At 55.4% G+C, this 25,386-nt stretch carries 22 protein-coding genes; 9 read left to right on the top strand and 13 right to left on the bottom strand.

From position 1 onward, the window contains the following. Positions 1 to 13 precede the first annotated feature (13 nt). The gene (locus PHACT_RS02535) at positions 14 to 703 is read left to right on the top strand and encodes an SOS response-associated peptidase family protein (protein ID WP_070115770.1); all 690 of its coding nucleotides are present in this window, start codon (positions 14 to 16) and stop codon (positions 701 to 703) included. A gap of 20 nt (positions 704 to 723) precedes the next feature. On the opposite strand, the gene PHACT_RS02530 is transcribed toward PHACT_RS02535, so the two are convergent. From PHACT_RS02530 to PHACT_RS02485, 10 genes are all read right to left on the bottom strand, one after another. Then, the gene (locus tag PHACT_RS02530) at positions 724 to 939 is read right to left on the bottom strand and encodes a dodecin (protein WP_070115769.1); all 216 of its coding nucleotides are present in this window, start codon (positions 937 to 939) and stop codon (positions 724 to 726) included. 37 nt (positions 940 to 976) lie between these two features. Further along, positions 977 to 2,560: an ABC-F family ATPase gene (locus PHACT_RS02525; protein WP_070115768.1), complete on the bottom strand. Its 1,584-nt coding sequence runs from the start codon at positions 2,558 to 2,560 to the stop codon at positions 977 to 979. A 197-nt stretch (positions 2,561 to 2,757) separates the two neighbouring features. Further along, positions 2,758 to 3,756, bottom strand: coding sequence for a cytochrome d ubiquinol oxidase subunit II (locus tag PHACT_RS02520; protein WP_070115767.1), 999 nt, complete (start codon positions 3,754 to 3,756; stop codon positions 2,758 to 2,760). Between the two features lie 4 nt (positions 3,757 to 3,760). Next, positions 3,761 to 5,131 carry a cytochrome ubiquinol oxidase subunit I gene (locus PHACT_RS02515; protein ID WP_070115766.1) on the bottom strand — a complete coding sequence of 457 codons (1,371 nt, stop codon included), beginning with the start codon at positions 5,129 to 5,131 and terminating at the stop codon, positions 3,761 to 3,763. A gap of 23 nt (positions 5,132 to 5,154) precedes the next feature. After that, on the bottom strand, positions 5,155 to 6,051 hold the full coding sequence (locus tag PHACT_RS02510; protein WP_070115765.1) for a YihY/virulence factor BrkB family protein: 897 nt from the start codon (positions 6,049 to 6,051) through the stop codon (positions 5,155 to 5,157). Between the two features lie 162 nt (positions 6,052 to 6,213). Next, entirely contained in the window at positions 6,214 to 6,699 is a 486-nt protein-coding gene (locus PHACT_RS02505; RefSeq protein ID WP_083264281.1) for a Rid family hydrolase, read from the bottom strand. Positions 6,700 to 6,804: 105 nt separating this feature from the next. Beyond that, positions 6,805 to 7,146 carry a DUF503 family protein gene (locus PHACT_RS02500; protein ID WP_070115764.1) on the bottom strand — a complete coding sequence of 114 codons (342 nt, stop codon included), beginning with the start codon at positions 7,144 to 7,146 and terminating at the stop codon, positions 6,805 to 6,807. A gap of 20 nt (positions 7,147 to 7,166) precedes the next feature. Beyond that, a complete protein-coding gene (locus PHACT_RS02495) occupies positions 7,167 to 7,943 on the bottom strand; it encodes an enoyl-CoA hydratase/isomerase family protein (RefSeq protein ID WP_070115763.1) in 777 nt (258 codons plus the stop codon). Between the two features lie 12 nt (positions 7,944 to 7,955). Beyond that, positions 7,956 to 9,542: a M28 family peptidase gene (locus tag PHACT_RS02490; RefSeq protein WP_083264280.1), complete on the bottom strand. Its 1,587-nt coding sequence runs from the start codon at positions 9,540 to 9,542 to the stop codon at positions 7,956 to 7,958. A 60-nt stretch (positions 9,543 to 9,602) separates the two neighbouring features. Then, positions 9,603 to 10,328, bottom strand: a complete 726-nt coding sequence (locus tag PHACT_RS02485; protein ID WP_070115761.1) for an alpha/beta fold hydrolase — start codon at positions 10,326 to 10,328, stop codon at positions 9,603 to 9,605. A gap of 244 nt (positions 10,329 to 10,572) precedes the next feature. On the opposite strand from PHACT_RS02485, the gene PHACT_RS02480 reads away from it, so the two are divergent. Genes PHACT_RS02480 through prpF form a run of 5 tightly spaced genes read left to right on the top strand, consistent with a single transcriptional unit; the run spans position 10,573 to position 17,202 of the window. Next, positions 10,573 to 11,283, top strand: a complete 711-nt coding sequence (locus tag PHACT_RS02480; protein ID WP_070115760.1) for a GntR family transcriptional regulator — start codon at positions 10,573 to 10,575, stop codon at positions 11,281 to 11,283. Further along, entirely contained in the window at positions 11,280 to 12,167 is an 888-nt protein-coding gene (gene prpB / locus PHACT_RS02475; RefSeq protein ID WP_070115759.1) for a methylisocitrate lyase, read from the top strand. Before PHACT_RS02480 ends, prpB begins: the two co-directional genes overlap by 4 nt. Before the next feature lie 59 nt (positions 12,168 to 12,226). Then, positions 12,227 to 13,354, top strand: coding sequence for a bifunctional 2-methylcitrate synthase/citrate synthase (prpC, locus tag PHACT_RS02470; protein ID WP_070115758.1), 1,128 nt, complete (start codon positions 12,227 to 12,229; stop codon positions 13,352 to 13,354). Positions 13,355 to 13,399: 45 nt separating this feature from the next. Then, a complete protein-coding gene (gene acnD, locus PHACT_RS02465; protein ID WP_070115757.1) occupies positions 13,400 to 16,024 on the top strand; it encodes a Fe/S-dependent 2-methylisocitrate dehydratase AcnD in 2,625 nt (874 codons plus the stop codon). Next, on the top strand, positions 16,021 to 17,202 hold the full coding sequence (gene prpF / locus PHACT_RS02460; protein WP_070115756.1) for a 2-methylaconitate cis-trans isomerase PrpF: 1,182 nt from the start codon (positions 16,021 to 16,023) through the stop codon (positions 17,200 to 17,202). Before acnD ends, prpF begins: the two co-directional genes overlap by 4 nt. Before the next feature lie 69 nt (positions 17,203 to 17,271). Here the strand turns inward: prpF and PHACT_RS02455 are convergent, their stop codons facing one another. Next, positions 17,272 to 17,511 carry a TIGR02647 family protein gene (locus PHACT_RS02455; RefSeq protein WP_070115755.1) on the bottom strand — a complete coding sequence of 80 codons (240 nt, stop codon included), beginning with the start codon at positions 17,509 to 17,511 and terminating at the stop codon, positions 17,272 to 17,274. 231 nt (positions 17,512 to 17,742) lie between these two features. On the opposite strand from PHACT_RS02455, the gene PHACT_RS02450 reads away from it, so the two are divergent. Together PHACT_RS02450 and PHACT_RS02445 are read left to right on the top strand one after the other, a co-directional pair. Next, positions 17,743 to 20,166: a DUF5916 domain-containing protein gene (locus PHACT_RS02450; protein ID WP_139141409.1), complete on the top strand. Its 2,424-nt coding sequence runs from the start codon at positions 17,743 to 17,745 to the stop codon at positions 20,164 to 20,166. Between the two features lie 40 nt (positions 20,167 to 20,206). Beyond that, positions 20,207 to 22,123, top strand: coding sequence for an outer membrane protein assembly factor BamB family protein (locus PHACT_RS02445; protein ID WP_083264279.1), 1,917 nt, complete (start codon positions 20,207 to 20,209; stop codon positions 22,121 to 22,123). A 9-nt stretch (positions 22,124 to 22,132) separates the two neighbouring features. Here the strand turns inward: PHACT_RS02445 and PHACT_RS02440 are convergent, their stop codons facing one another. Further along, the gene (locus tag PHACT_RS02440) at positions 22,133 to 22,579 is read right to left on the bottom strand and encodes an Lrp/AsnC family transcriptional regulator (protein WP_070115752.1); all 447 of its coding nucleotides are present in this window, start codon (positions 22,577 to 22,579) and stop codon (positions 22,133 to 22,135) included. Positions 22,580 to 22,688: 109 nt separating this feature from the next. Between PHACT_RS02440 and PHACT_RS02435 the strand changes: the two genes are divergently transcribed. Continuing rightward, positions 22,689 to 24,407, top strand: a complete 1,719-nt coding sequence (locus tag PHACT_RS02435) for an aminotransferase class V-fold PLP-dependent enzyme (protein WP_317622239.1) — start codon at positions 22,689 to 22,691, stop codon at positions 24,405 to 24,407. On the opposite strand, the gene PHACT_RS02430 is transcribed toward PHACT_RS02435, so the two are convergent. Continuing rightward, positions 24,398 to 25,324, bottom strand: a complete 927-nt coding sequence (locus PHACT_RS02430; protein WP_070115751.1) for a D-2-hydroxyacid dehydrogenase — start codon at positions 25,322 to 25,324, stop codon at positions 24,398 to 24,400. The genes PHACT_RS02435 and PHACT_RS02430 overlap by 10 nt on opposite strands. Positions 25,325 to 25,386 lie beyond the last annotated feature (62 nt).

Genomic DNA, 25,386 nt, shown 5'->3' with positions numbered 1-25,386 from the left:
CCGGAAGAAGACTATGTGTGGCCGCTTTAACGTTATAGATTCCCCTGAAGTCCAGGTGTTGCTCCGGCATCTTGGTATCGTGGGAGGGCAACTTCGCTTCACACCTGACGCTGCACCGGGAGCATTGATTTCCATTGTTCACGGCAGTGATGAAGGGGTGGTGCTGACTGATGCCATCTGGTGGCTGCTGCTGGATCCGCAGACGCTGAAGCCAAACTATAAATATGCCAGCTTTAACACCCGTTGGGACAAGCTGAACAGTAAGCAGTCGCTGGGCTACGCTCCGTACCGGCAGCGCCGCTGCATCATTCCTGCCAGTGCGTTTGTCGAAGGGCTGGGCGACAAAAAGACTTATCATAAAATCGAGCTGCAGGATGAAGCCATTGCCTTTGGCGGCTTGTATACACATTACGTCAATAAGCACACCGGGGAATCAGCTTACGCAGCCAGTATTATTACTCTGGGGGCATTGCCGCAATGGCAGACCATACATCCCAAATCGATGCCGTTGATGTTGCCAGTTGAAGACAAAAAAATCATGGATGCCTGGCTGGACCCGCATGATCATGATGTGACGCAATTCGAAGCATTATTGCAGCCTGAAGTTCGCAGCACCCAGGTTGTGACCCCAATCGGCAAACCCAGCAAATGGGATGCGATCGGGCCATCGTGGACAATACCGCCCTCAGCCAATGACGACTAGAGGACGGCAGTGCAGACGGATCAGCTGTTTTCTATTCTGAAACCGATTTTTAGTGTGACCTGGAAATGCCCAACGTCGCCATCGACAATGTGACCCCGTGTTTCGGTCACTTCAAACCATTCGAGATTCCTTGTGCTCGTACTGGCCTGTTTAATGGCGTTACGTATCGCATCGTCCGTGCTTTTTGTTGATGAGCCAACTATTTCGATTTTTTTGTAGGTGTGATGATCAGACATGACTACTCCTTCTGGTCAATAGTGAAACTCCACCCTATCACATTACACCGAGACTGCGCAGGTAGTCCTCATAGTTGCCCTTGAAATCGACCAGGCCACTGGGTTGCATGTCAATAATGCGTGTTGCCAGCGAGGTGACAAATTCGCGGTCATGGCTGACAAAAATCAACGTGCCGGGATAGTTCTCCAGCGCCAGGTTAAGCGCTTCGATGGATTCCATGTCCAGGTGGTTGGTGGGCTCGTCCATCAGTAATACGTTGGGATTGATCAGGCTGAATTTGCCAAACATCATGCGCGCTTTTTCACCACCGGACAGGACTGGCAGGTGTTTATTAACGTCATCGTTGGAGAACAGCATGCGCCCCAGTGCGGACCGAACCAGTTGCTGATCGCCTTTGGTCCATTGTTTCATCCAGTCGAATAGCGCTATTTCTTCAACAAACTCAGCGCTGTGATCCTGGGCGAAATAACCAATATCTGCCTGTTCGGCCCACTTGAGCTTGCCATCGTCCAACGCAACTTCGTTCATCAGGCAGCGCAGCAGGGTGGTTTTACCGGCGCCGTTGGGGCCGATGATGGCAACGCGTTCGCCAGCTTCAATTTGCAGGCTCAGTTTGGCAAACAGCTGGTTATCATAGGCCTTGCTGGCATTCTCCATGATCAGGGCCTGCCGGTGCAGCTTCTTGTTTTCGACAAACCGGATATAGGGGCTGACCCGGCTGGAAGGTTTGACATCTTCCAGTTGAATTTTTTCTATCTGGCGAGCCCGCGACGTGGCCTGCTTGGCTTTGGACGCATTGGCCGAGAAACGACTGACAAATGCCTGCAGTTCGTTGATCTGTGATTTTTTCTTGGCGTTCTCGTTCAGCAGACGCTCGCGAGCCTGCGTTGACGCAATCATGAAGTCGTCATAGTTACCCGGATACAGGCGCAGTTCGCCGTAATCCATATCGGCAATATTAGTGCAGACAGCGTTCAGAAAGTGACGGTCATGCGAAATGATGATGATGGTGCTGTTACGCTGGTTCAGCACCTGTTCCAGCCAGCGGATGGTGTTGATGTCCAGGTTGTTGGTGGGCTCATCCAGCAGCAGCACATCGGGGTCCGAGAACAGTGCCTGTGCCAATAACACGCGCAGCTTCCAGCCCGGTGCAATCGCGCTCATCGGACCTTCGTGCTGCTCCAGCGGAATGTCCAGACCTAACAATAACTCACTGGCGCGCGATTCGGCGGTATACCCGTCCATCTCGGCGAAGGGCTCCTCCAGTTCGGCAACGGCCATACCCTCGGCTTCAGTCATTTCGGCCAGGTTGTAGATCCGGTCGCGCTCGGACTTTACCTTCCATAATGCTTCGTGTCCCATGATAACGGTGTCAATGACCGAGTATTTCTCATAGGCAAATTGATCCTGGCGCAGCTTGCCCAGGCGCACATCAGGTTCCAGCATGACCTGGCCACTGGTCGGCGTCAGGTCCCCCCCGAGTATTTTCATGAAGGTGGATTTGCCGCAGCCGTTGGCTCCGATCAGACCATAACGTCTGCCCTGGGCGAATTTGACGGACACATTTTCAAATAATGGTTTAGGCCCGAACTGCATGGTGAGGTTGGCGGTGGAAATCACAAATAGACTCTGTACTGAAGGAACTGGATTTGAAGGTGCGGATGAAGGCGCGCATCCTATCAGAAACCACGCGCAGAAACCACGCGGCAGGGCACGTCGAGTATTCGCGCCGACAAACACCGGTTGATCTTTCCGGGGCCGCCAAGGGCGGGAATGTCAGATTTTATTGTGTGCCTGGTAGCGTGCTGGCATTGGCATCATTCATAGGTCAGGGCAGTGGTCTTGCCCGAGAAGATCCGGTACACAAAGAATGTGTAGACAAGAATGGTGGGCAGAACAATGGCGGTACCCCAGAACGTGAACAGTAACGAAGAGGTGCTGGAAGCAGATTCCCAGATCGTCAGCTGCCCGATGATGATGTCAGGCAGGATACTGTAGGCCAGACCCAGCGCAGCGAGCAGACACAATATCACCAGCCCGGCATACAATAACCATTCTTTGCCGGCACGTATGGCTTTCTGGTCATACAGCAGCCACAGCAGGCCGGCAAATATTGCACTGCTGAGCAGGGGGATTGGCAGTAGTTTAAGTGCTTCCGGAAAGCTGAACCATTTGTCAGCAATGGTCTGGCTGACCAGCGGCGTTGCCACCGATACCAGCAACAAGGCAATGCCCATGGGCACAATCGATTTCTGCGCCCAGCGCAGTGCCTTGTCAAAGAGTGCGTCTTCGGTCTTGATCAGCAGCCATGCCGACCCCAATAGAATGTAGAGTGCCGGCAGCGTGATCGCAATCAGTACAGAAAACAGAAAACTGACAGCAGATGTTCCCAGGCCGGTAATATAGGTGCCCAGCATCCAACCCTGCGCCACTGCCGTAATCAGTGAGCCAATGGCAAAAATGGCATTCCACATGTCCTTGCGCCGGGCGACGGCTTTGGCACGGAAATCGAACGCGATACCGCGAAGTATCAGGCCCATCAGCATCAGGGTCACCGGAATGTACATTGCCGTCAGAATCTGTCCGTGTGCCTGGGGGAAGGCAATCAGCAAGATGCCGATACCGAGGACAATCCAGGTTTCGTTGGCGTCCCAGAACGGCCCGATCGAGGCAATCATGGTGTCTTTGTCACTGTCTGTCGCGAATGGAAGCAGCAGGCCGATGCCCAGATCATAACCATCGAGAACGACATAAATAAGCAGTGCCAGCCCCATGACGCTGGCAAAAAACAGGGGCAGCCAGAATTCCAGATCCATATAATTAATCCCCCGTTACCGTTCGATGATCAGTGACCTGTCCTGGTACCTGCGCCATGTCCAGCAGCGATGCTGCCGGCTTGGTCGCCATATAGCGCAAGGTTGCAACATAAGACAGCAGAATGAAGAGGTACAGGGCAATGTAAGCGGTGAAAGTGCTCAGCAGGATGCCGCTGCCGTGGTCAGCGACCACCTCAGCGCTGGATAGCAGGCCGTAGACAATCCATGGCTGGCGGCCAATTTCGGTGACATACCAGCCTGCGAGCACAGCAACCCAGCCTGAGAACGCCATCCATGAGGCGGCATTGATAAGCCAGGTGCTGGGTTTCTGTTTGCGTTTGAACAGCTCCCAGCCGGCCCACCAGGACACCAGGATCATGAGCAGGCCCATGCCAACCATGATGCGAAATGACCAGAACACGAGCGCCACGGGAGGGTGTTGATCCGGAAATTCGTTTAGGCCGAGGACTTCACCATTAAGGTCACCGGTCAGAATCCAACTGGCGGCAAACGGAATCTCCAGAGCGAAGCGGGTGGTGCGGGTGGTTTCGTCGGGGAAACCAAATACGGTAAACGGAACGGCATTGTGAGTCTCCCAGACGCCTTCGATCGCCGCAATTTTGGCAGGCTGGTGTTCCAGTGTATTCAGCCCATGCAGATCACCGATAACGACCTGTAACGGAGCCAGAATCATCGCCATCACCACCATGGCTTTGAAAACCTTGGTCGTGGCTGGACCATCAACCTTGCGTTTCATGCGCCAGGCACTGACGCCCATCACCAGAAAGGAGGCTGTCAGCAGCGTGGCTGTCATCATATGGGCCAGGCGATAGGGAAATGAAGGGTTGAATATGATGGCGGCCCAGCTATCGACATAAAATACACCGTCTTCAAGCGAGTAGCCGGTCGGTGTCTGCATCCATGAGTTCAGGCTCAATATCCAGAAAGCAGACAGCGATGTACCCACGGCCACCAGTGCACATGCCAGCAGGTGTGTCCGGTTGGATACCCGGTTCTTGCCAAACAGCATCACACCCAAAAAGGTGGCTTCAAGAAAAAATGCCGTTAACACTTCATAGCCCAGCAGTGGCCCGGCAATATTGCCGGCTCGCTCCATGAAACCGGGCCAGTTGGTGCCAAACTGAAAGCTCATGGTGATGCCCGAGACCACGCCGATGGCAAAGGACAGGGCAAATATTTTCACCCAGAAGTGATAGGCGTTTTCCCAGTGCTGATCCCCGGTGGCGGTAAAGCGCAAACGGAAAAACAGGAGAATCCAGCCCAACCCCATGGTGATGGAAGGGAACAGGATATGAAAGCTGATGTTGGCGGCAAACTGCGCCCGGGCAAGAATGAACGGATCTATGTCAAACATACGGCTTTCCTGTGTGGACAGCGCTAAAGCAGCAGGCTTCTTTCCACCAAAACGGCGGTATTGCGTGGGCGCACCTGTTTACCCTGAGCCAGCAGATGGGTTTTAGTGAATGCCGCACCGAAGAACAGAATAAGTGAAGAGTAGTACACCCACATCAGTATAAGTACCACAGCACCGGCGGCGCCATAAGCAGACGCAGGCGCAGTGTAGGCCAGGTAGGCGGCAATGCCGTACCGACCCAGCGAAAACAGCAGGGCAGTTATCATGCCGCCAACGATAACCTGGCGCCAGTGCAGTTTAACGTCCGGCAGTACCTTGAATATGGTGGCAAACAGCAGGGTAACGACTGCGAACGACAATACCAGTTCGCCACTGTTGATCAGCGACTCTACCGCAGGAACAAAGCGCGAGCTGAACTCCAGGCTGGCACGCAGAGCGACACCCAGCACCAGTGACACCAGCATGACAAAACCGATGGACAGTACCACCATCAATGAAAAGAAGCGCTTGCGGATAAAAAGCAGAATGCTGTTGCGGCTGGGTCGGGGCTGCACCCCCCAAAGTGCATTGAGTGAATACTGCATCTGTGCAAACACCGTGGTCGCACCAATCATCAGTGCGGCAATCCCCGCGATCGCCGGAAAAATGCCGCTGCTTTGTACACGAGAACTGGTGACTGCTTCTTCGACCAGAGCCGCCGCATCGGTGCCCATGACGTCCTGAAACTGGGCAACTATCTGCCCCTGGGCAGCCTGTTCACCCATAACCAGGCCAATCACCGCCACCGCGATAATAACTGTTGGAGCCAGGGAAAAAAGCGTGTAGAACGCCAGCGCACCGGCATGATTGAAGGCGTTGCAGTCAACCCAGAGTTTTGCCGAGTCACGAACGATATGCCACCAGTATTTCAGTTCAGCCAAAGTGGCCCTCCGTCTGATAGTTGGTTCGTAGCTAATAGCTGGTTCGTAGCGCTACAGGCGTCGGCGATCGGTGTCAGTTAACCGGCCGCTGGCAGCGACGACTCTGCGACCGGTTGGACAGCAGAATCGTCGGTCAGTGTATATCGTGTACAGTCGTTTCGATCAGGGAACGCGTGCAGCGCGCACTTCGATTTCGATTAACCAGCCACCTACGACCAGATCTTCGATCTCAACAAACGAGCGTACGGGTTTCATTGGGTTTTCTTCAGTACCAAAAAATTCGCGGTATGCCGTGTTGAAACCATCAAAATCAAGGAAGTCATTATCATCGGATACTGCAAACGCACGTACCTGAATGATATCCGACATTGACCAGCCTTCAGCCTCCAGTTTCTCCTTGAAGCCGTTGAAGGTGTCGCGAGTCTGTTGCGCCATGTCGCCCCAGGTGCCGTCTTCCATGGGGGAGGCACCCGAGCCGCTCAGGTACATGAACTCAGCGTTGGCAGGCACACGAATCGTGGTGTAGAAATGGCGACCTTCGCCTTTGCGCTCAATTTCCTGGGCACCTGCCAGGGGAGCAGAAACAGCCAGCAGGCTGCCCACGACCAGAGCAGTGGGCGCGAGTATAAACTTCTTTAATGATTTCATGTTTGCTTTTCCTGTGCTTTGTTATGTTGTAACGATCCAGCCAATCTTCGCCAATTGTATTGACATAATCAAGCACTTAAGCTGCTTTTCGAACACGTTCTGGTGTCAGAGCATCTCGCGGTGGACCTCAACAACAGGAGCATCTATCTTTTGTGCGATTGCCTTCTCCACCTGGTCCAGCCGGGCGGTCAGTTGCTGCGCTGTGCCGCCGACAGCGACGATGCTCCAGGTGGCGCTGTCCAGCGCCTCGAAATCGCCGGTTTCTGCAACTGCCAGGTCAGCCTCTTTGCCCCAGATGACACGCAGCGCATTAAATACCTTGCGCTTGGCCTTGAGGTCGTCAACACCATAGAGCTGAAATTGCAGGGTGACGACACCGACAGTCGGGGTCACTGACACGGGTGCGGATTCCCGTTCTGCCAGCAGTTTGCGAAACAGATCAGACATTATTACCACCTCACTTGCTGTTAGCGTGCCTTGAACTCACCGGGGCGTCGTTCAGCCACGGAGGCCACGCCTTCTTTGAAGTCTTCGGTCAGACGCTGCCAGTCCTGCTCGCTGGCTTCATGGTCAGTGACTGCCGTCAACATTTCGGTCAGGCCCTGGCGTAGCGTTGCGCGTACCGACATCACCGCCAGGGGCGCGCAGCTTGCGATCTCCTGTGCCAGCCTTACGGCTTCGCTACGAACCTGGTCAGCGCTGGTCAGAACATCAGCCAGCCCCCATTCATGGGCCTGGTCACCTTTAATGCGGCGCCCGGTATAGAACATCAGGGCGGCTTTTTGTTGTCCGATTATCGAGGGCAGGGTATGCGTGAGGCCAAAACCGGGATGAAACCCCAGTTTGCTGAAATTGGCAGCAAAGCTGGCTTCAGGGCAGGTCACCCTGAAATCAGGCACCAGCGCCAGGCCCAGACCGCCACCGATCGCTGCGCCGTGGATGGCGCCGACCACCGGTTTTTTGTTACTGAACAGGCGCACTGCCGCCACATACAGTGGGTTGCGCCCCTTTCCGTCTGACTGCTCCAGCACGGAGGGTCCTGAAGAAAAATTGGCACCGGCACAAAAGGCTTTGCCGTCAGCGGCAAGCACAAGCGCCCGGCACTCGGTGTCTTCGTCCATGGCAGCGAACGCATCGGCCAGGTTTTCAATCAGGGCGACATCAAAGAAATTGTAGGGCGGGCGTTGAATGGTCACGACCGCAACGTGATTTTCCAGGGTGACGTTAACGTCTCCGTATTGCATGTTTGTTTCCTTTTAGGGATTGATCTCTGAGTTTGGCGCCCGGGCTACCTGTTTGATAAACCAGGCCATAAAACGGGCCATGCGCTCCATGCCCGGGACCGAAATGGCTTCGGCCACTTCACCACTGGTATGGTAAAGCGGCGGTGCCTGCATGGTCGTGACTATGGGTTTGCCGGCATCCCGGTAGCCTCCGCCTTCGCCGCTGGCCATGGTAGAGTTGCCGGAAACAAAATTGGTACCGTAACGTTGCACACCCTCGTTAAACAGGTCCTGCAGGAACGGCGATGAATTGGTAATGCCGGCGACAATGGGTGCTTCACCTGAGTCGGCAATGAATTCACGGTAACCATCCGGTAGCACACTTCGCGCTGGTGAGAAATTTCGTTGTGCCACGTGTTCCAGATTAAAAATAAGCACACTGTTGTCGAACAGGTCCGGATTCATGCTTACCGCATTACGTGGGCCATTCAGACCAGTCGTATGATGCCCGGCGCTTGCTATCAACACCAGCGTTCGCTCCAGTTCGACCTGCCGCTGTCCAAAGTGGCGAGCCAGCGCCATTAATACGGCTACACCATCGCCATTGTCACCGGCACCATCATACCATGCGTCCAGATGCGCATTGACCACAATGCTTTCCTCGCTGGCGCCCGGAACCACCGCGACAACATTGTATCCGGTCAGGCCACTGTGCTCACTGGTTTGCAGGGACAGACGGGCGCTTAACTGGCCGTCATGGCCACGGGTCGCGGCTGCGTCCATGACATTGCCCAGAAACACCCCGTCGCGGCCACCGATATTGAAGCAGGGACCACCACAGTTGGCGAGGTCGCGCGCCATCTCGTTACCGGGTTGATCGATAATGTTCAGCACCGCGACAGCGCCTCGAGCCATCAGGTCCTGGGCACGCGGCACGGCAGCGGATCGCTCAAAGACCAGATGCGCCTGAGGCGTAATGTGCTGGATGGCAATTTTACCGCTTACATCCATGTGCGCCAGTTCCGCCGGGCGGGCGGTGCCGACATAAATCAGCGGCGCCTCCAGTGTGCCATCGGGTATCTGTGACGGCGCCAGCGCCACAGCAGTCGTCAATACCACGTCCTTGCTGCCAGCTCCGGCAATATTGTTGCCGATCAGGCGTACCTCCCATTGCACCGGGAGCCAAAGGCTGGCGTCTTGATTCTGAGTGAAGGTTTGTGTCTCGACCTGGTCAATACCGGCATCACGAAACTGTTGTGCTGCCCAGTCGGCGCTGGCTTTTCCTGACGGAAAACCTGACACACGACCCCACATCTGGTTGCCGCCGAGTTCCTGTTGCTGGCGGCTTTGATGGGAAAATTCGATGATGGCACGCAGGTCCTGCAGCAAGCGTTGACCGGCAAGTTCGACATATTGCTCTTCGCCCTCAGGCACGACCGCGGGAGCCGGACCGCGAGTGCCGGCAATGGCAGGCAGATTGTGAGCTTCAAACGTCGGCGGTAACGGAATGTCATACCACGGTGACTCAACTGTCTGCGCCAGTGCTGGATTAAAAGCTGTTGTCAGGCAGACAGCAACAGCGACAGGCATGCAATATCTGATAGGGCGAATCCAGGCCATGATCAATCACTCCATTTTTGTTGTTTTCAGGGATATTGGCTGGAGACAGAATAAACCATGTCAGTCGTTCTGAGTGATAAAGAACACCAGCCTCTCTGCGTAACCCGTGCCTGGTCGCATGGCATTCATATGTCCATAACCGGGCAGGATGAAGTTGGTATAGTTTTTCAGTTCACGGGTCATGCGCACGGTTTTGGGGAAGGGTGCATCGTCTGAGCCATTAATGGTCATCACCGGTATCTCAACTTGCGTCAGATCAATGGGAAACTGCACCGGCACTCGGTCAGCGAGGGCCTGATCCCAGTCAAAGTCGGCATGCGGCGCGATATTGCCAGGCAGGTCGCCGACGCCCATGCCTCCGGCGCTGGCGGTGATCAAGCGTTCCGGCGCATAGGCCAGAATGGCCAGTGTGGTGGCGCCGCCCATGGAGTAGCCGTGCATATGCACTTTATCCAGCTCCAGATGATCGAGCAACTCCAGTACATCTCGGACAATGCCGGGTTCGCGTTCCTGCACCGTTTCACTGTCACCATGGTTGCGCATGTCGATGGCGATGACACGGTGGTACTCCGCCAGTTGTTGTGCGATTTCGGTATTGTACCAGTTGCCTTGCGCGCTTGACGTAAAGCCGTGTACCAGCACCACAGGGCTGCCCTGGTCACCGTCGGTCAGGTAGTGGATATCCACGCCGTCGGAAGTTGTGAAGTTGTTTGATACTGGCGCTGCGAAGATGGTTGTTGCTGCTGCCAGAGTGATAAAACAAAGAAGGGTGCGGAAGAGGGTCATGTAAATTCCTTGTTGGTTGTAGGGGTATGGTGCCGTCCATCTGCAGGCAAACAATAGCAGCGGCGCTGTCTGTTTGCCCAGACTGCATAAGACAGGTTACCGGAATGGTCGGACAAATGGCGATCACGCGCTATATTGCTGTATTCAGTCCGCTTCTATGGATTGTTGACAATCTATAAATTTAGGCCCATTATTTGGCATAAATACGGCATGCAGCTCGTAATATCAGAAGGATTATCTACAATTGACCGTTCCCGAGCTTCGAAATAGCAGCCAGACACTGTCTGATGGCGCCTTTGAACGTATCCAGAACGCCATTGTCAAAGGGGATATCGCCCCGGGTACACGCCTGAGCGAGCAGTACCTGAGCACAACCTTCGGTATTGGCCGTGGGCCGCTGCGGGAAGCAATCCGCCGCCTCGAGGGCCGGAGGCTGGTCGTGCGCATACCGCACGCGGGTATTCGTGTGGCCTCGCTCAGTTATGAAGAATTGATTGAGCTGTATTACGTGCGTGAAGCCCTTGAAGGCATGGCATGTCGACTGGCAGCCCAGAACATGAGCGCTGACGAAATTGCCGGCATGCGAGAAGTTCTGGCCATGCATGAGAACCATAGCGGCCTGAAGCATAACGAGTCCTATTATCAGCAGGAAGGCGATCTGGATATTCATTACCTGATTATTCAGGGTAGTAAAAACAGTACACTCAGCGACATGTTATGTGGTGACCTTTACCATTTGCTGCGCATGTATCGATACCGTTATTCGGCAACGCCCAAGCGACCGAAACAGGCGTTTGCCGAACATCACCGCATCATCGAAGCCATTGCCGATGGCGATGGTGAATTGGCAGAGTTGCTGATGCGACGCCATATCAGCGCATCGCGCCGCAACATCGAACGTCGTTTGCTGGCTCAGTCGAACGACGGCACAACACCAGGAGAAATGACCCTATGAACAAATCACCAGGCCAGCGTTTTCGTGATGCCGTTGCTGAAGAACATCCGTTACAGGTAATTGGCGCCATCAATGCCAATCATGCGTTACTGGCGAAACGCGCCGGCTTCAAGGCGATCTATTTATCAGGCGGCGGCGTGGCAGCAGGCTCACTGGGCCTGCCCGATCTGGGCATCACTGGACTGGATGATGTGTTGACTGATGTGCGGCGCATTACTGACGTATGTGATCTGCCGTTACTGGTAGATGTCGACACCGGGTTTGGTGCCAGTGCCTTCAACGTGGCCCGCACCGTGAAATCGATGATCAAATTCGGCGCCGCCGCCATGCACATTGAAGACCAGGTCGGCGCCAAGCGCTGTGGTCATCGTCCCAACAAGGAAATTGTGACGCAGCAGGAAATGGTTGACCGAATCAAGGCCGCCGTTGATGCGCGCACGGATGACAGTTTTGTGGTGATGGCGCGCACTGATGCGCTTGCCGTCGAAGGCCTGGATGCCGCTCTGGAGCGCGCTGAAGCCTGTATTGAGGCGGGTGCGGACATGATATTTCCGGAGGCGATCACCGAGTTATCCATGTACAAAAAATTCACCGAACGCTTAAACGTCCCGGTGCTGGCTAACATTACCGAATTCGGATCGACACCGCTTTACACCACCGAAGAGTTGGCGTCCGTTGATGTGTCGCTGGTGTTGTATCCACTGTCAGCATTCCGTGCCATGAACAAGGCGGCCGAAGCTGTCTATACTGCCATACGCCAGGACGGAACCCAGCAGAATGTGACGGAACTGATGCAGACGCGCGCAGAACTTTATGACCGTATTGACTACCATGTGTTTGAAGAAAGGCTGGACGCGCTGTTTGCAAAGCAGAAGAAGTCCTGAGACGATTTTTGTCAGAACGAATTTTATACCAAGAACCCGATTAAACGAGGAGAGCAACAATGGCTGAAGGAAAAGTACTAAGTGGTGCAGGCTTGCGTGGACAAATCGCAGGTAAAACAGCCCTGTCGACGGTCGGGGTCTCAGGCTCCGGCTTGACCTACCGTGGCTACGATATTCAGGACCTCGCCGATAACTGTGAATTTGAGGAAGTGGCGCATCTGATCCTTAAAGGTCACCTGCCCAATAGTGCCGAGCTGGTTGAGTATAAATCCAGGCTCAGGAGTCTGCGCGGTCTGCCCAACGCGCTGAAAGAAGTTCTCGAACGCATTCCCAAATCAGCTCACCCGATGGACGTGATGCGCACCGGCTGTTCGGTATTGGGCAACCTGGAAACAGAGGAAGACTTTAAACAACAGGGCGCCGCAGCCGACCGTCTGCTGGCGATATTTCCCTCCATCATCTGTTACTGGTATCGCTACAGCCATGACGGTCTGCGTATCAATGAAAACACGGATGATGACTCTGTCGGCGGTCATTTTTTGCACATGCTGCGCGGCGAAAAGCCCAAGACGCTGCACGCCCAGACCATGAATGTGTCACTGATCCTGTACGCCGAACATGAGTTTAATGCATCTACCTTTACAGCGCGCGTGTGTGCTTCGACCCTGTCTGACATGCACAGCTGTGTTACCGGCGCGATCGGTACCCTGCGCGGACCACTGCATGGCGGCGCCAATGAAGCGGCGATGGACATGATCGAAAATTTCAGGGATGCGGATCATGCCGAGCAGGAAATGCTGGGCATGCTAGAACGCAAAGAAAAAATCATGGGTTTTGGCCACGCAATCTATAAAGAATCTGATCCGCGTAATGCCATCATCAAGCTGTGGTCAGAGAAACTGGCCAACGATGTGGGTGACAAGACGCTGTACCCGGTATCGGTTCGCTGCGAGGAAGTGATGTGGCGCGAGAAGAAACTGTTTTGCAATGCCGACTTTTTCCATGCCTCGGCGTACCATTTTATGGATATTCCAACCAAGCTGTTTACGCCAATCTTTGTCATGAGCCGATTGACCGGCTGGGCGGCACACGTCATGGAGCAGCGCGCCGATAATCGTATTATTCGTCCCAGCGCGGAGTACACCGGGCCAGAGCCACGAAAAGTCACTGCCATTGATAAACGCTAAGCTGTTAATCAATCAAGCCATACACGCAAAAAGGTCAAGCCTGTCATGAATAGCCGCTATCGCAAACCGCTACCAGGAACGCAACTGGATTATTTTGATACCCGGGAAGCAGTGGATACCATTCAACCGGGTGCCTATGACCAGTTGCCGTATACCTCGCGCGTGCTCGCTGAGAATCTGGTGCGGCGCTGTGATCCGGAGACCCTGACGGCCTCATTGCAGCAATTGATCGAGCGCAAACGTGATCTCGATTTCCCCTGGTTTCCGGCGCGCGTTGTCTGTCATGACATTCTGGGACAAACGGCACTGGTTGATCTGGCCGGTCTGCGTGATGCCATTGCCAGTCAGGGCGGTGACCCCGCCAAAGTAAATCCGGTGGTACCGACACAGTTGATCGTGGACCATTCACTGGCGGTGGAGCATGCTGGTTCTGACAAAGATGCGTTTGAGAAAAACCGGGCCATTGAAGATCGCCGCAACGATGACCGTTTTCATTTTATTAACTGGACCAAAACCGCCTTTGAGAATGTGGATGTAATTCCACCGGGCAATGGCATCATGCACCAGATCAACCTGGAGAAAATGTCGCCGGTGGTGCAGGTGCGTGACGGCGTTGCGTTCGCCGATACCTGTGTCGGCACCGACAGCCACACACCGATGGTTGACGCATTGGGCGTGATTTCCATCGGTGTGGGCGGTCTGGAAGCCGAAAGCGTGATGCTCGGGCGCGCGTCGTGGATGCGCTTGCCGGATGTGGTGGGCGTTGAGTTGACAGGAAAACTGCAGCCGGGTATTACCAGTACCGATATGGTGCTGGCGCTGACCGAATTTCTGCGACGGGAAAAAGTGGTCGGTGCCTATCTGGAATTTTACGGCGTCGGTGTCGCCCGGCTGAGCGTTGGTGATCGTGCCACCATTGCCAACATGACACCCGAATACGGTGCCACAGCAGCCATGTTCTATATCGATCAGCAGACCATCGACTACCTGACCCTGACCGGGCGCGATGACGAGCAGGTTGCACTGGTGGAGAAGTTTGCCAGACACACCGGCTTGTGGGCCGACAGTCTGGCCAGTGCCAGCTACGAGCGTGTATTAACATTTGATCTGTCGACTGTGGCGCGAACACTGGCCGGGCCTTCAAATCCGCATGCGCTGTTGCCAACGTCGCAGCTGGCAGCGCGGGGTATCAGTGGCAAGGTTGAGGATGAGGCAGGGCGTCTGCCCGACGGCGCGGTGATCATCGCCGCCATTACCAGTTGTACCAATACCAGTAACCCGCGCAACATGATTGCTGCCGGTCTGATTGCGCGCAATGCCAATAAGTTGGGGCTGCAGCGCAAGGCCTGGGTTAAAACATCGCTGGCGCCAGGCTCGAAAACGGTAAAAATGTATCTGCAGGAAGCCGGATTGTTAACGGAGCTGGAACAACAGGGTTTTGGTGTTGTTGCCTTCGCCTGTACAACCTGTAATGGCATGAGCGGTGCACTCGATCCGGATATCCAGAAAGAAGTCATTGAGCGGGATCTGTATGCCACCGCTGTACTGTCGGGTAACCGGAATTTTGATGGTCGTATTCACCCTTACGCAAAACAGGCTTTTCTGGCATCGCCGCCGCTGGTCGTGGCCTACGCGATTGCCGGAACCATCCGCTTTGATATCGAGAAGGACAGTCTGGGGACGGATAAACAGGGCAATCCCGTGACATTAAAAGACATCTGGCCCAGCGATGAAGAAATTGATGCCATCGTTAAACAGAGTGTGAAACCGCAGCAGTACCGGGATGTCTACATTCCGATGTTTGATATCACGCGCGATTCAGACAATAAAATTGAGCCTCTGTACGACTGGCGCTCACAAAGTACCTACATCCGGCGTCCGCCTTATTGGGAGGGCGCGCTGGCCGGGGAGCGGCCGTTACGCGGCATGCGACCGCTGGCTGTGCTGGGCGACAACATTACGACTGATCATCTGTCACCGTCCAATGCCATCATGATGGACAGCGCGGCCGGAGAGTATCTGCATAAGATGGGTGTGCCTGAAGAAGATTTTAATTCCTATGCAACGCACCGGGGTGATCACCTGACTGCGCAGCGCGCTACTTTTGCCAATCCGAAACTGGTCAATGAAATGGCTATTGTTGACGGTCAGGTGAAACCGGGGTCGCTGGCCCGAGTGGAGCCGGAGGGTACGGTGACTCGCATGTGGGAAGCGATCGAAACCTATATGGTACGTAAACAGCCACTGATCATTATTGCCGGTGCCGACTACGGTCAGGGCTCGTCACGTGACTGGGCTGCCAAGGGTGTGCGCCTGGCCGGCGTTGAAGCCATTGTCGCGGAAGGGTTTGAGCGCATACACCGCACCAATCTGATTGGCATGGGCGTGCTGCCACTTGAATTCGAGCCGGGCACTACGCGTAAAACACTGGAAATTGACGGCACCGAAACCTTCGATGTGATGGGTGAGCGTACACCGGGAGCAAGGCTGACACTGGTGATCAACCGACACAATGGTCAACGCCTGGAAGTGCCGGTGAAGTGCCGTCTGGACAGTAATGAAGAATGTTCGATCTATGACGCCGGTGGCGTGCTGCAGCGTTTTGCCCAGGATTTCCTGGAATCGGAGCAGGTGCCGGGCGTGTCGGGAGTGGAGGGAGTGCCAACATGACCTTTCCCGCGCAAATCAAAGTACCGGCAACCTATATCCGGGGTGGTACCAGCAAAGGTGTGTTTTTTTTGCTGGATGACCTGCCTCCTGATGCCAGGATTCCCGGCGCGGCCCGCGACCAATTATTGATGCGCGTGATTGGCAGCCCCGACCCCTACGGCAAACATACTGATGGTATGGGCGGTGCAACCTCGAGCACCAGTAAAACCGTGATCATCAGCAAAAGTAGCAGCACCGACCATGACGTAGATTACCTGTTTGGCCAGGTGGCAATTGACAAAGCCTTTGTGGACTGGAGCGGCAACTGTGGCAACCTGTCATCTGCGGTAGGAGGTTTTGCCATCAGCAACGGACTGATTGATGCGACGCGAGTGCCTCAGAATGGGCATTGTACGGTCCGGATCTGGCAGGCGAATATTGGCAAGACCATTGTTGCCCATGTACGCATGGTCAATGGAGAGGTACAGGAGACCGGTGACTTTGAGCTGGACGGTGTGGCCTTTGCTGCCGCTGAAGTCAAACTGGAGTTCATGGACCCGGCTGACGAGGGCGAAGACGGCGGTGCCATGTTCCCGACCGGCAACCTGGTGGATGAACTGGATGTGCCTGGCGTTGGCAAACTCAACGCCACATTCATCAACGCGGGCATACCCACCATTTTCTTGAACGCCAGCGAATTAGGTTATACCGGTGCCGAACCCCAGTCTGTTATCAATGATAACAGCGGGGCGCTGGCCATGCTCGAGACCATCCGCAGTCACGGCGCTGTCAGGATGGGGCTGATCAACGATGTCAGCGAAGCCGTGAGCCGACAGCACACGCCCAAGGTCGCGTTCGTTGCACCACCCATTGATTATGTCACGTCCAGTGGCAAAACCGTGAAGGCAACTGAAGTTGATTTACTGGTTCGCGCCATGTCCATGGGCAAGCTGCATCATGCCATGATGGGCACGGCAGCCGTTGCTATCGGGGCAGCTGCGGCGGTACCGGGGACACTGGTCAACCTGGCCGCCGGCGGTGGCAAGCTCACGGAGGTGGTGTTCGGGCATCCGTCAGGCACGTTGCGAGTGGGCGCCGAGGCAACCCAGGTCGGGACAGAATGGACAGTCAGCAAAGCAATCATGAGTCGCAGTGCGCGTGTGCTCATGGAAGGCTGGGTCAGGGTGCCTGGCGCCTGAGCGTCTGACACCGTAACAAAAGCTTGAACTGAAGGATTTAAGCTGCAGGGCAACGCCAGCAGCATCCGGTTATTCCGATGATGTCAGTATCTGTTGCGCTGCCTGCAGGTGCTCGGCAGCTTCGTGGCCTAAGGTCGTGAGAAATCCCCCATCCTCATGCTCAACCAGCGCTTTTTCATACAGCCGTTTTGCGGCTGCGATCATGTCTGCATCAGCGTTACTGTGGACCTTCAGGCCAACACGGGCGCTGCTCAGATCGAATTTGAGCAGTAGTTCCATTTCTTCGACAAGATTCTTGTTCAGTTGCATGATATCCCCTTTTGCCACTGTATTTTTAGAGTATGTCAGGGCGGTAGGCAGGTGCTGCCTGATCACACTGGCTTTATCATCCCACGAATAAGTCGGGAAAGGGAGGGCTTTGCCAACAGTCTATTTTGCAACGATTTGTAGCCAGCTATGGGTGAACCGTGACCGCCCCGCTATAGTCTGGCAAACCCCGACTGCCCACAACGAGCCTGGGGACAAAAAAAGAGAATAATTATGCCCGTTTCTACTCGTCACTCCTCGCCCGTTCGACGCTGGCTGTCTATGCCGCTTGGTCTCGCTCTGTTAATCGCCGTCACTGTCTTCTCTGGTATTACCCTGGCTCAGGAAATCACGCCACGCCTGGTGCGGGTTGAGGAAAGCGACGCGCAGATCACACTGGATGGCAGACTGGATGAAAGTGTATGGCAACGAGTGCCTGCCATTGATGGCATGCGCGTGATTCAGCCTGATACACTGACCGAGGCAACGCTGCGCACCGACACCCATATTTTCTATACCGATCGTGGCATCTATGTCGGGGTAATGAACCACCAGGCCCCAGCCTCCCTGGTCGCACGTATGACTTCGCGGGACACGCGACTCGAGCGAGACGGCTTCGTAATCAATATTGATCCATCAGGTCAGGGGCTGTATGGCTACATGATGCGGGTGAATCTGGGCGGGTCCAAGACCGATGCCACGATACTGCCAGAACGGCAATTGAACCTGCAGTGGGATGGTTCCTGGGATGCCGAAACCAGTGCGGTAGACGGTGGTTGGGTGGCGGAATTTTTTATTCCCTGGACCATGATGGCGTTGCCCAGTGTGTCTGGTGATACGCGTCAAATCGGCATCTATACTGAGCGTCAGATAGGCTACCTGAATGAAACCTGGTCGTTTCCGCCGCTGCCCACCACTGTGAATGAGTTTATATCTGCCTGGCACAAACTGGAACTGGACGCGATTGAACCCAGTGCGCAGTTGACCTGGTATCCGTATCTGTCTGGCACCTATGACGGTATTCGCCACGATTCAGAGCTGCGCACTGGTCTGGAAGTGTTCTGGCGGCCGATCACTAACACTCAACTGTCGGCAAGTCTCAACCCTGATTTTGGCAATGTCGAATCCGATGATATTGTGGTCAATCTGAGCGCGTTTGAAACGTTCTTTCCGGAAAAGCGGGCGTTTTTCCTTGAAGGGCAGGATGTTTTTAATACCTCGCCACGTAATCAGAGTGCCCGCGGCCCGGGCGGCCCCACTACGCTGCTGAATACCCGGCGTATTGGCAGTGCCGCGTTGTTTGATGTGCCCAGTGGGGTGACCACTGTCGCCACTGATGTCAGTCAACCGACTGATCTGCTGGGTGCTGCCAAGTTTACCGGTCAGAATGGTAACTGGCGTTATGGAACCCTGCTGGCGTCGGAAGACGACAGTGAAATCCGTGGCCAGACCATTGACGGAACACGCGTTAAGATTGAAGCAGAAGGTCGCGATTTTGGTGTTGGTCGACTGTTGTACGAAGATACCACCGGTGGTGGTCGTCGCTCGATTGGCTGGATGGGGACATCGGTGTCCCACACGGATGTTGATGCGGTCGTCAATGGCGTCGACATGCATTATTTCTCCGCTGATGCGCGCTGGGTGTTTGATGCTCAGGCAGTGCAAAGTGATGTCAATGGCGTGGACGGACAGGGCGCATTTGCCGATATCATTTTCCAGCCCGTGCGTGGCCGCCAGCATCGGGTTGCTGCGGGTTACCACGATGATACGCTGGACCTGAATACACTGGGTTTTCTGACCCGTAATGACCTGATGCACCTGGACTATAACTACACACGCAATGAGTCCAATGTGGAAGGCCTGCGTTCGCGCAGTACCAGCATTTTCAGCTTTAACCAGTGGAACGGCAATGGCGATTTTGTGCGTCAGGGTGTGTTCGCCACTCGTAATTACACCTTCCTGAACAATCACTCCCTGATGGCCAGTGCCCGCTATTATCACCGCCGCGTAGATGACCGGTTGGGTCGTGGCAGTGGTGATTATTATGTGCCGGGCCGCTGGCAGTTTGTGTTTGGCTGGGATACTGATCCATCGCAGAAACTGGTCTACAACTTTAATGTTGATGCCAATTCCGAAGATCTGGGTGAGCGCAATACCACCACTACCGCCGGGGTTACTTACCGGCCGGTAGATAATTTTTCATTGCTGGCGGAGGCCGCTTACACCGACAGAGAAGGGCTTCTGGTTTACCGGGGCGATGGGCGGTACACCAGTTACGAAGCCACGCAGTGGTCGCCTAAAGTGACGCTGAACTACTTCATCAACGCCCGTCAGCAGATTCGCATAGGCATGCAATGGACGGGTCTGAAGGCGTTTGAAAATAAATTCCTGCAGGTCAATCCCAATCGTATTGAGGAGTTGCGCGAAGTACCCAAGCCTAATACGACCAGCGACAACTTCAGTATCAGCCGCATGACGTTCCAGGCGCGTTACCGCTGGGAAATTGCGCCGCTGTCAGATCTGTTTATTGTCTACACGCGAGGTGGAAACTTGCCGGGCAATACCTTTGATGATTACACTGGGCTTCTGCATGAAGCATGGACCGAGCCCGTTGTAGACACGCTGGTGATCAAACTGCGTTACCGGCTGGGATCCTGAAGACAAAAACAAACAGAGCAAAAAGTGAGCCTGTGATCCCATGAGCATAGCCAGCTTCTTTCGCCGTCGAATGACAATACCAACACCGATAAAGCTATCGGTTCAGACGGCGGTGGGAGCAACGTTATCGCTGTTAGCCGCGTTTCCGGCCCCGGCCCAGGAAGAAGACAGCCACCCGGGGGCGGCGGTGTTTGCCGCCCATTGTGCGACCTGCCATGAAGGCGGCGATCCAAGGGCGGTGTCCGTTGATGCTCTGAATGCAATGACAGCGGACACTCTGCGCTTTGCATTGACTGCGGGGCTGATGCAGGCACAGGGTCAGCGTTTGACTGAGGCCGAGCGCGAAGACGTGATTGACTATCTGGCCGTGCCACCCGTGTCAGGGCAGTGGCTGACCGACAACCGTTGTTCGGAATCACAGCGCTCGATTGATCTGGCGCCCGTGTCGTTGGCCAATGCGGGTGGTGACTTACAATTTTCCCGCAATCTGAGCGCTGAACAAAGCGGCCTCAACAAATCCGATATGGCTGATCTTGAACTTGCCTGGGCTCTGGGTCTGCCGGGTATTGGTGGTTTGCGTTCAACGCCGGTAATCGCTGGCGGCACTTTATTTTATCCTGCCGCAGCGACGGAACAGGTACTGGCTATTGATACGGTTTCAGGCTGCCTGAAATGGGCCTATGACGCCGGCGCCAGTCTGCGCAGTTCGATGACACTGAGTGATGTTCTGGCCAACGGTGAACGCCTGCTTTACGTCACGGATGAACGTGCCCGTCTGCACGCCATTGATCCCCTGACTGGCGATGCGGCCTGGGTGATTGATGGTGCCGTCGATGAGGGTGTGCACACACGTCTGACCGGGGCTCCCCTGTTTTTTGAGCAACGACTGTATTTGCCGGTATCAGCCTCGGGTGTGCAACGTGGCGCTGAAGCCACACATGAATGCTGTGATGGTCGTGGCGCGGTGGTTGCTATGGACGGCCTCACCGGTGAAACCGTATGGACCTATTACACCATGCCACTGGCTGACTACACCGGCCAACGTAACGCAGTGGGTACCCGGTTGCGGGGACCGTCAGGTGCGCCGATCTGGTCCAGCCCCAGCCTTGATGAAAAGCGCCGGCTGCTGTATGTCACTACCGGTGAGAATACTTCGTTGCCGGCTACCGACACCAGCAACGCCATTATCGCGCTGGACCTCGATTCCGGTGATGTGCGCTGGCAGTTCCAGGCGGTCGCCAATGACGTCTGGAACATGGCCTGCACCGGCCGAGAATACGGCCCCAATTGTCCCTCTGCTGACGACAGCATTATCAAGGACTGGGATTTTGGTAGTGCTGCCACGCTGGTAACGCTGGCGGATGGCAGTGAACGTCTGGTGGCGGGCCAGAAATCCGGGCATCTGTGGGCGCTGCGCCCGGACGATGGTAGCGTGGTCTGGCAGCAACGGGTGGGTGATGGTGGTGCTCTGGGGGGTAATCACTGGGGCATCGCGGTGGATGGTGAACGCGTATTCCTGCCGATCAACGACCCACACTATGCCAGCATGACTGACGACATGGTTGATGCCGGTGTGTATGCATTTGATCTGGACACCGGGGAGCCGGTATGGGCGTTTCGTGCCCGGCCTGACTGCGCTAATGGTCGCAACCTGCGTGTCGAAACCTGCCAGCAACGCTATGGCTTCTCAGCGTTGCCTCTGGTCGTGGATGGCGCTTTAGTGGCTGGTAATATCGATGGCAGGTTGTTTGTGTTTGATGGTGAGAACGGCGATATCCTGTTCGAGTTTGATTCCTCCCAGAGTTTTGCCACGGTCAACAACGTTGAAGCGCACGGCGGTGCTTTCGATTCACATACCATCGCCGCCGGTGCCGGCATGGTGTTTGTGGGTTCCGGATACGACCGGTTTCGCCAGCAGGCAGGCAATGTGTTGCTGGCTTTTCGGCCCCGGCGCTAACCGAAACGCTTAGATCGGCAGCACCGTGGTGGTTTTGATTTCCTCCATGACAAAGCTGGCGGTGACATCAAACAGGTCTGCGGCGATCAATTGCTGATAGAGCCGGTCATATCCGGGCATGTCCGCCACCACGGCTTTCAGCAGGTAGTCTATCTGACCGCCCAGCCGGTAGACTTCCAGCACACCTTCGACGTCCTGCACGACCTTGTTGAAATGCTTCGCCCAGTCGGCGTTGTGCTGATTGGTGCGCACGGTCACAAAAACGGTGAGTCCAAGCCCCAGTTTGGTGGGATCCAGCAGCGTGACACGTTGTCTGATGGTGCCGTCGTCCTCCAGCTTCTGAATTCGTCGCCAGCAGGCAGACTTGGACATACCAACGGCCTCAGCCAGATCGGCCACTGACAGCGCTGCATCCTGTTGTAAAAGACGTAATAATTTTCTGTCCTGAGTATCCATAGCGTTACCATTCAGCCTGTGGCCTTGATGTGAGATAATGTTTCAATAGATTCAATAATATCGGAACAATGTCTCGATAAAAAGCGATATATTGATACAAATAGGAACAATGTTTCGCCTTGAATTGAGTACGATACTGGCCTTCGACAATGCCGTTGCAGCCGAGGCCACCATGAGCGAGTTGATTCAGAAAATCCGTGACAATGTCATTGGCCAGCGTCATTGCATTCGCACCGCGTTTGGCGATCGACCGCTGGTGTACGCCGATTACACGGCATCAGGCCGTAGTCTGGGTTTTATTGAGGACTATATTCGCGAGCAGGTATTGCCGTTCTATGCCAACACCCATACCGAGACCACCTATACGGGTGCCCGTACCTCGGCGCTACGTGAATCCTCGCGACAGATGATCCGGCGGGCAGTCAATGGCTCGGCGGATGACAAAGTGATTTTCTGCGGCTCGGGTGCCACTGCGGCCATCAATAAACTGATAGACGTTCTTAACCTGCGTCTGCCTGCTGATCTTGATCAGCGTTGCCAGCTGTCGGCGAAGCTGCCCGAGGACGAGCGCCCGGTTGTATTTATTGGTCCCTACGAGCACCACTCAAATGAATTGCCCTGGCGCGAGAGTATCGCCAGGCTGGAATTGATTCCCCTGAACAGCGCAGGGAGTATCGACCTGAACGCCCTGGAGACGGCGTTGATCAGGCACCAGCAGCGCAATTTGCTGATTGGCAGTTTTTCGGCGGCGTCCAATGTCACCGGCATCAAGACCGATGTTGCTGCCATCACTGCGCTGCTCAAGCGTTTTGGCGCACTGGCATGCTGGGACTATGCCGCGGCCGGGCCCTATGTTCGCATTGACATGAACGCCGATGACGCCCTGGATGCAGTGTTTCTGTCGCCGCATAAATTTGTCGGCGGTCCGGGGACGCCAGGTATTCTGGTAGCCAAGCAGGGCCTGTTTCGAAACCGTGTGCCAGCGATGGTCGGAGGCGGCACCGTATCCTACGTCACGCCGGATGATCATGTTTATGTCACGGATATTGAACGTCGTGAGGAGGGTGGCACACCGGCCATTGTCGAATCCATTCGCGCCGGCCTGGTGTTTTCCCTGCAGCAGCAGGTGGGTATTGACGTGATTCAGGCTAAGGAGCAGGCCATGGCTGAAACAGTCATGGCGCGGCTGCAGGCCTGTGACAATATCGAGGTGCTGGGCAATGCAGACGGTCATCGTTTGCCGATTTTTTCCTTGCGCTTCTGGCATGGTAAGCGTGAGCTGCATTATGGTTTTGTGGTATCCCTGCTGAATGACCTGTTTGGCATTCAGGCCAGAGGCGGGTGTTCATGCGCCGGGCCCTATGCGCACAGTCTGCTGGGCATGGACATGGCTTACAGTAAACGTGTGCAGGCTGCCGTAACGTCAGGTGCCGGCCTGATGCGCCCTGGTTGGGTGCGTCTCAATTTCAACTATTTTATTGATGCCGAGGAGCTGGAGTACCTGCTGCGCGCGCTTGAGCTGGTCGCCAGACACGGCTGGCGATTGTTGCGTTGTTACCGTTATGAAGCCAGTCACGGCGTCTGGCGATACCAGCATGCCGTCAGCGAGCGGCAGGATCCACTGGCAGCGCTGGACTGGCGTCAGAGTCGACAAGTCGGCGACGGCCAGCATTATCCACCGTCACTGTCGCAGTCGCTGGCAACCGCCGAGGCGCAACTTCTGGCTGAGCATCCGGATGTTGCCCCCTGTGATCCGGCGCTTTGCGCTGAGCACGAAGTCCTGCGCTGGTTTGTGCTGCCCACGGAATCGTTGGTGGCTCAGGTCTGACGCAAGTTGTCAGCGGTCATGTCGACGACCGTCTGACGCGCTTCCGGGCTTATCCAGGCGTTATGCGGCGTCACAACCAGGTTGAGCTTGTCCTGCAACGCCGTTAACAACGCATGGCCCTGACTGGGCGGCTCCTGCGGCAGCACATCAACCCCCAGGCCACCCAGAAATCCCTGCCGAAGTGCTGCCAGCGCGGCACCGTCATCGACGATACCACCGCGAGCGCAGTTGATCAGTATTGCACCTGGTTTCAGTTTGCTCAGCATGGCCTGATCAATCAGGTGACGGGTATGCTCGGTCAACGGACAGTGCAGGCTGATGATATCCGCTGCTGGTGCCAGCTGCGCCAGTGTTGGGCGCTGATCGTGTCGCTCATTGCCCGGGCGCGCAGTGAAACTCACTCGCATGCCAAACGCTTCTGCCAGATGGGCGACCCGTTGCCCGAGCTCGCCCTGGCCCACAATAACCAGATGTTTGCCGTCCAGCTGCAGTGTTGTATGTGTCATCAGGCAGAAAGACTTGCTGTGCTGCCAGTCGCCGGCGTTGACGTCGTGCTGGTACAGCGGCAGGCGGTTTGCCAGTGCCAACATCAGCATCAGGGTATGTTGCGCAACGCTGGCGGTGCCATAAGCAGTGATGTTGCGTACCTCGATGCCCTGCCGGGCGGCGGCATCACTGTCAATATTGTTTGTGCCCGTCGCCAGTACACAGATCAAGCTGAGGCCGGGCAAGGCTGCCAGTGTGTCCGCGTCCAGCACCACCTTGTTGCAGATGGCCGCCTGCGCACCGGTCAGCCGTGCCACACATTGCTCAACGGCGGTATGTTGATGGATGACCAGCTCATCCACTGCCGCCGCCAGCGGCGCAAGGTCCACATCGTCGCCCAGGCTGGCGGCGTCAAGTAATACGGCTTTCATGGCAGGTTCCTGTTTTGCTCCAAAGACGATTTTCGAAAGCGGGTTTGGCAATAGCTGTATTG

Source organism: Pseudohongiella acticola, assembly GCF_001758195.1.
GTDB lineage: Bacteria > Pseudomonadota > Gammaproteobacteria > Pseudomonadales > Pseudohongiellaceae > Pseudohongiella > Pseudohongiella acticola.
This window is presented reverse-complemented; position numbering and strand designations above follow the sequence as displayed.

Excerpts from the sequence above, each read along its gene's own strand:
- PHACT_RS02500 (WP_070115764.1), bottom strand. The coding sequence starts at position 7,146 with ATGTCTGATCTGTTTCGCAAACTGCTGGCAGAACGGGAATCCGCACCC.
- PHACT_RS02430 (WP_070115751.1), bottom strand. The coding sequence starts at position 25,324 with ATGAAAGCCGTATTACTTGACGCCGCCAGCCTGGGCGACGATGTGGAC.
- PHACT_RS02485 (WP_070115761.1), bottom strand. The coding sequence starts at position 10,328 with ATGACCCTCTTCCGCACCCTTCTTTGTTTTATCACTCTGGCAGCAGCA.
- PHACT_RS02495 (WP_070115763.1), bottom strand. The coding sequence starts at position 7,943 with ATGCAATACGGAGACGTTAACGTCACCCTGGAAAATCACGTTGCGGTC.
- PHACT_RS02455 (WP_070115755.1), bottom strand. The coding sequence starts at position 17,511 with ATGCAACTGAACAAGAATCTTGTCGAAGAAATGGAACTACTGCTCAAA.
- PHACT_RS02530 (WP_070115769.1), bottom strand. The coding sequence starts at position 939 with ATGTCTGATCATCACACCTACAAAAAAATCGAAATAGTTGGCTCATCA.
- prpB (WP_070115759.1), top strand. The coding sequence starts at position 11,280 with ATGAACAAATCACCAGGCCAGCGTTTTCGTGATGCCGTTGCTGAAGAA.
- PHACT_RS02535 (WP_070115770.1), top strand. The coding sequence starts at position 14 with ATGTGTGGCCGCTTTAACGTTATAGATTCCCCTGAAGTCCAGGTGTTG.
- PHACT_RS02515 (WP_070115766.1), bottom strand. The coding sequence starts at position 5,131 with ATGTTTGACATAGATCCGTTCATTCTTGCCCGGGCGCAGTTTGCCGCC.
- PHACT_RS02490 (WP_083264280.1), bottom strand. The coding sequence starts at position 9,542 with ATGGCCTGGATTCGCCCTATCAGATATTGCATGCCTGTCGCTGTTGCT.
- PHACT_RS02450 (WP_139141409.1), top strand. The coding sequence starts at position 17,743 with ATGCCCGTTTCTACTCGTCACTCCTCGCCCGTTCGACGCTGGCTGTCT.
- PHACT_RS02440 (WP_070115752.1), bottom strand. The coding sequence starts at position 22,579 with ATGGATACTCAGGACAGAAAATTATTACGTCTTTTACAACAGGATGCA.
- prpC (WP_070115758.1), top strand. The coding sequence starts at position 12,227 with ATGGCTGAAGGAAAAGTACTAAGTGGTGCAGGCTTGCGTGGACAAATC.
- PHACT_RS02520 (WP_070115767.1), bottom strand. The coding sequence starts at position 3,756 with ATGGATCTGGAATTCTGGCTGCCCCTGTTTTTTGCCAGCGTCATGGGG.
- PHACT_RS02505 (WP_083264281.1), bottom strand. The coding sequence starts at position 6,699 with ATGAAATCATTAAAGAAGTTTATACTCGCGCCCACTGCTCTGGTCGTG.
- PHACT_RS02445 (WP_083264279.1), top strand. The coding sequence starts at position 20,207 with ATGAGCATAGCCAGCTTCTTTCGCCGTCGAATGACAATACCAACACCG.
- prpF (WP_070115756.1), top strand. The coding sequence starts at position 16,021 with ATGACCTTTCCCGCGCAAATCAAAGTACCGGCAACCTATATCCGGGGT.
- PHACT_RS02435 (WP_317622239.1), top strand. The coding sequence starts at position 22,689 with ATGTTTCGCCTTGAATTGAGTACGATACTGGCCTTCGACAATGCCGTT.
- acnD (WP_070115757.1), top strand. The coding sequence starts at position 13,400 with ATGAATAGCCGCTATCGCAAACCGCTACCAGGAACGCAACTGGATTAT.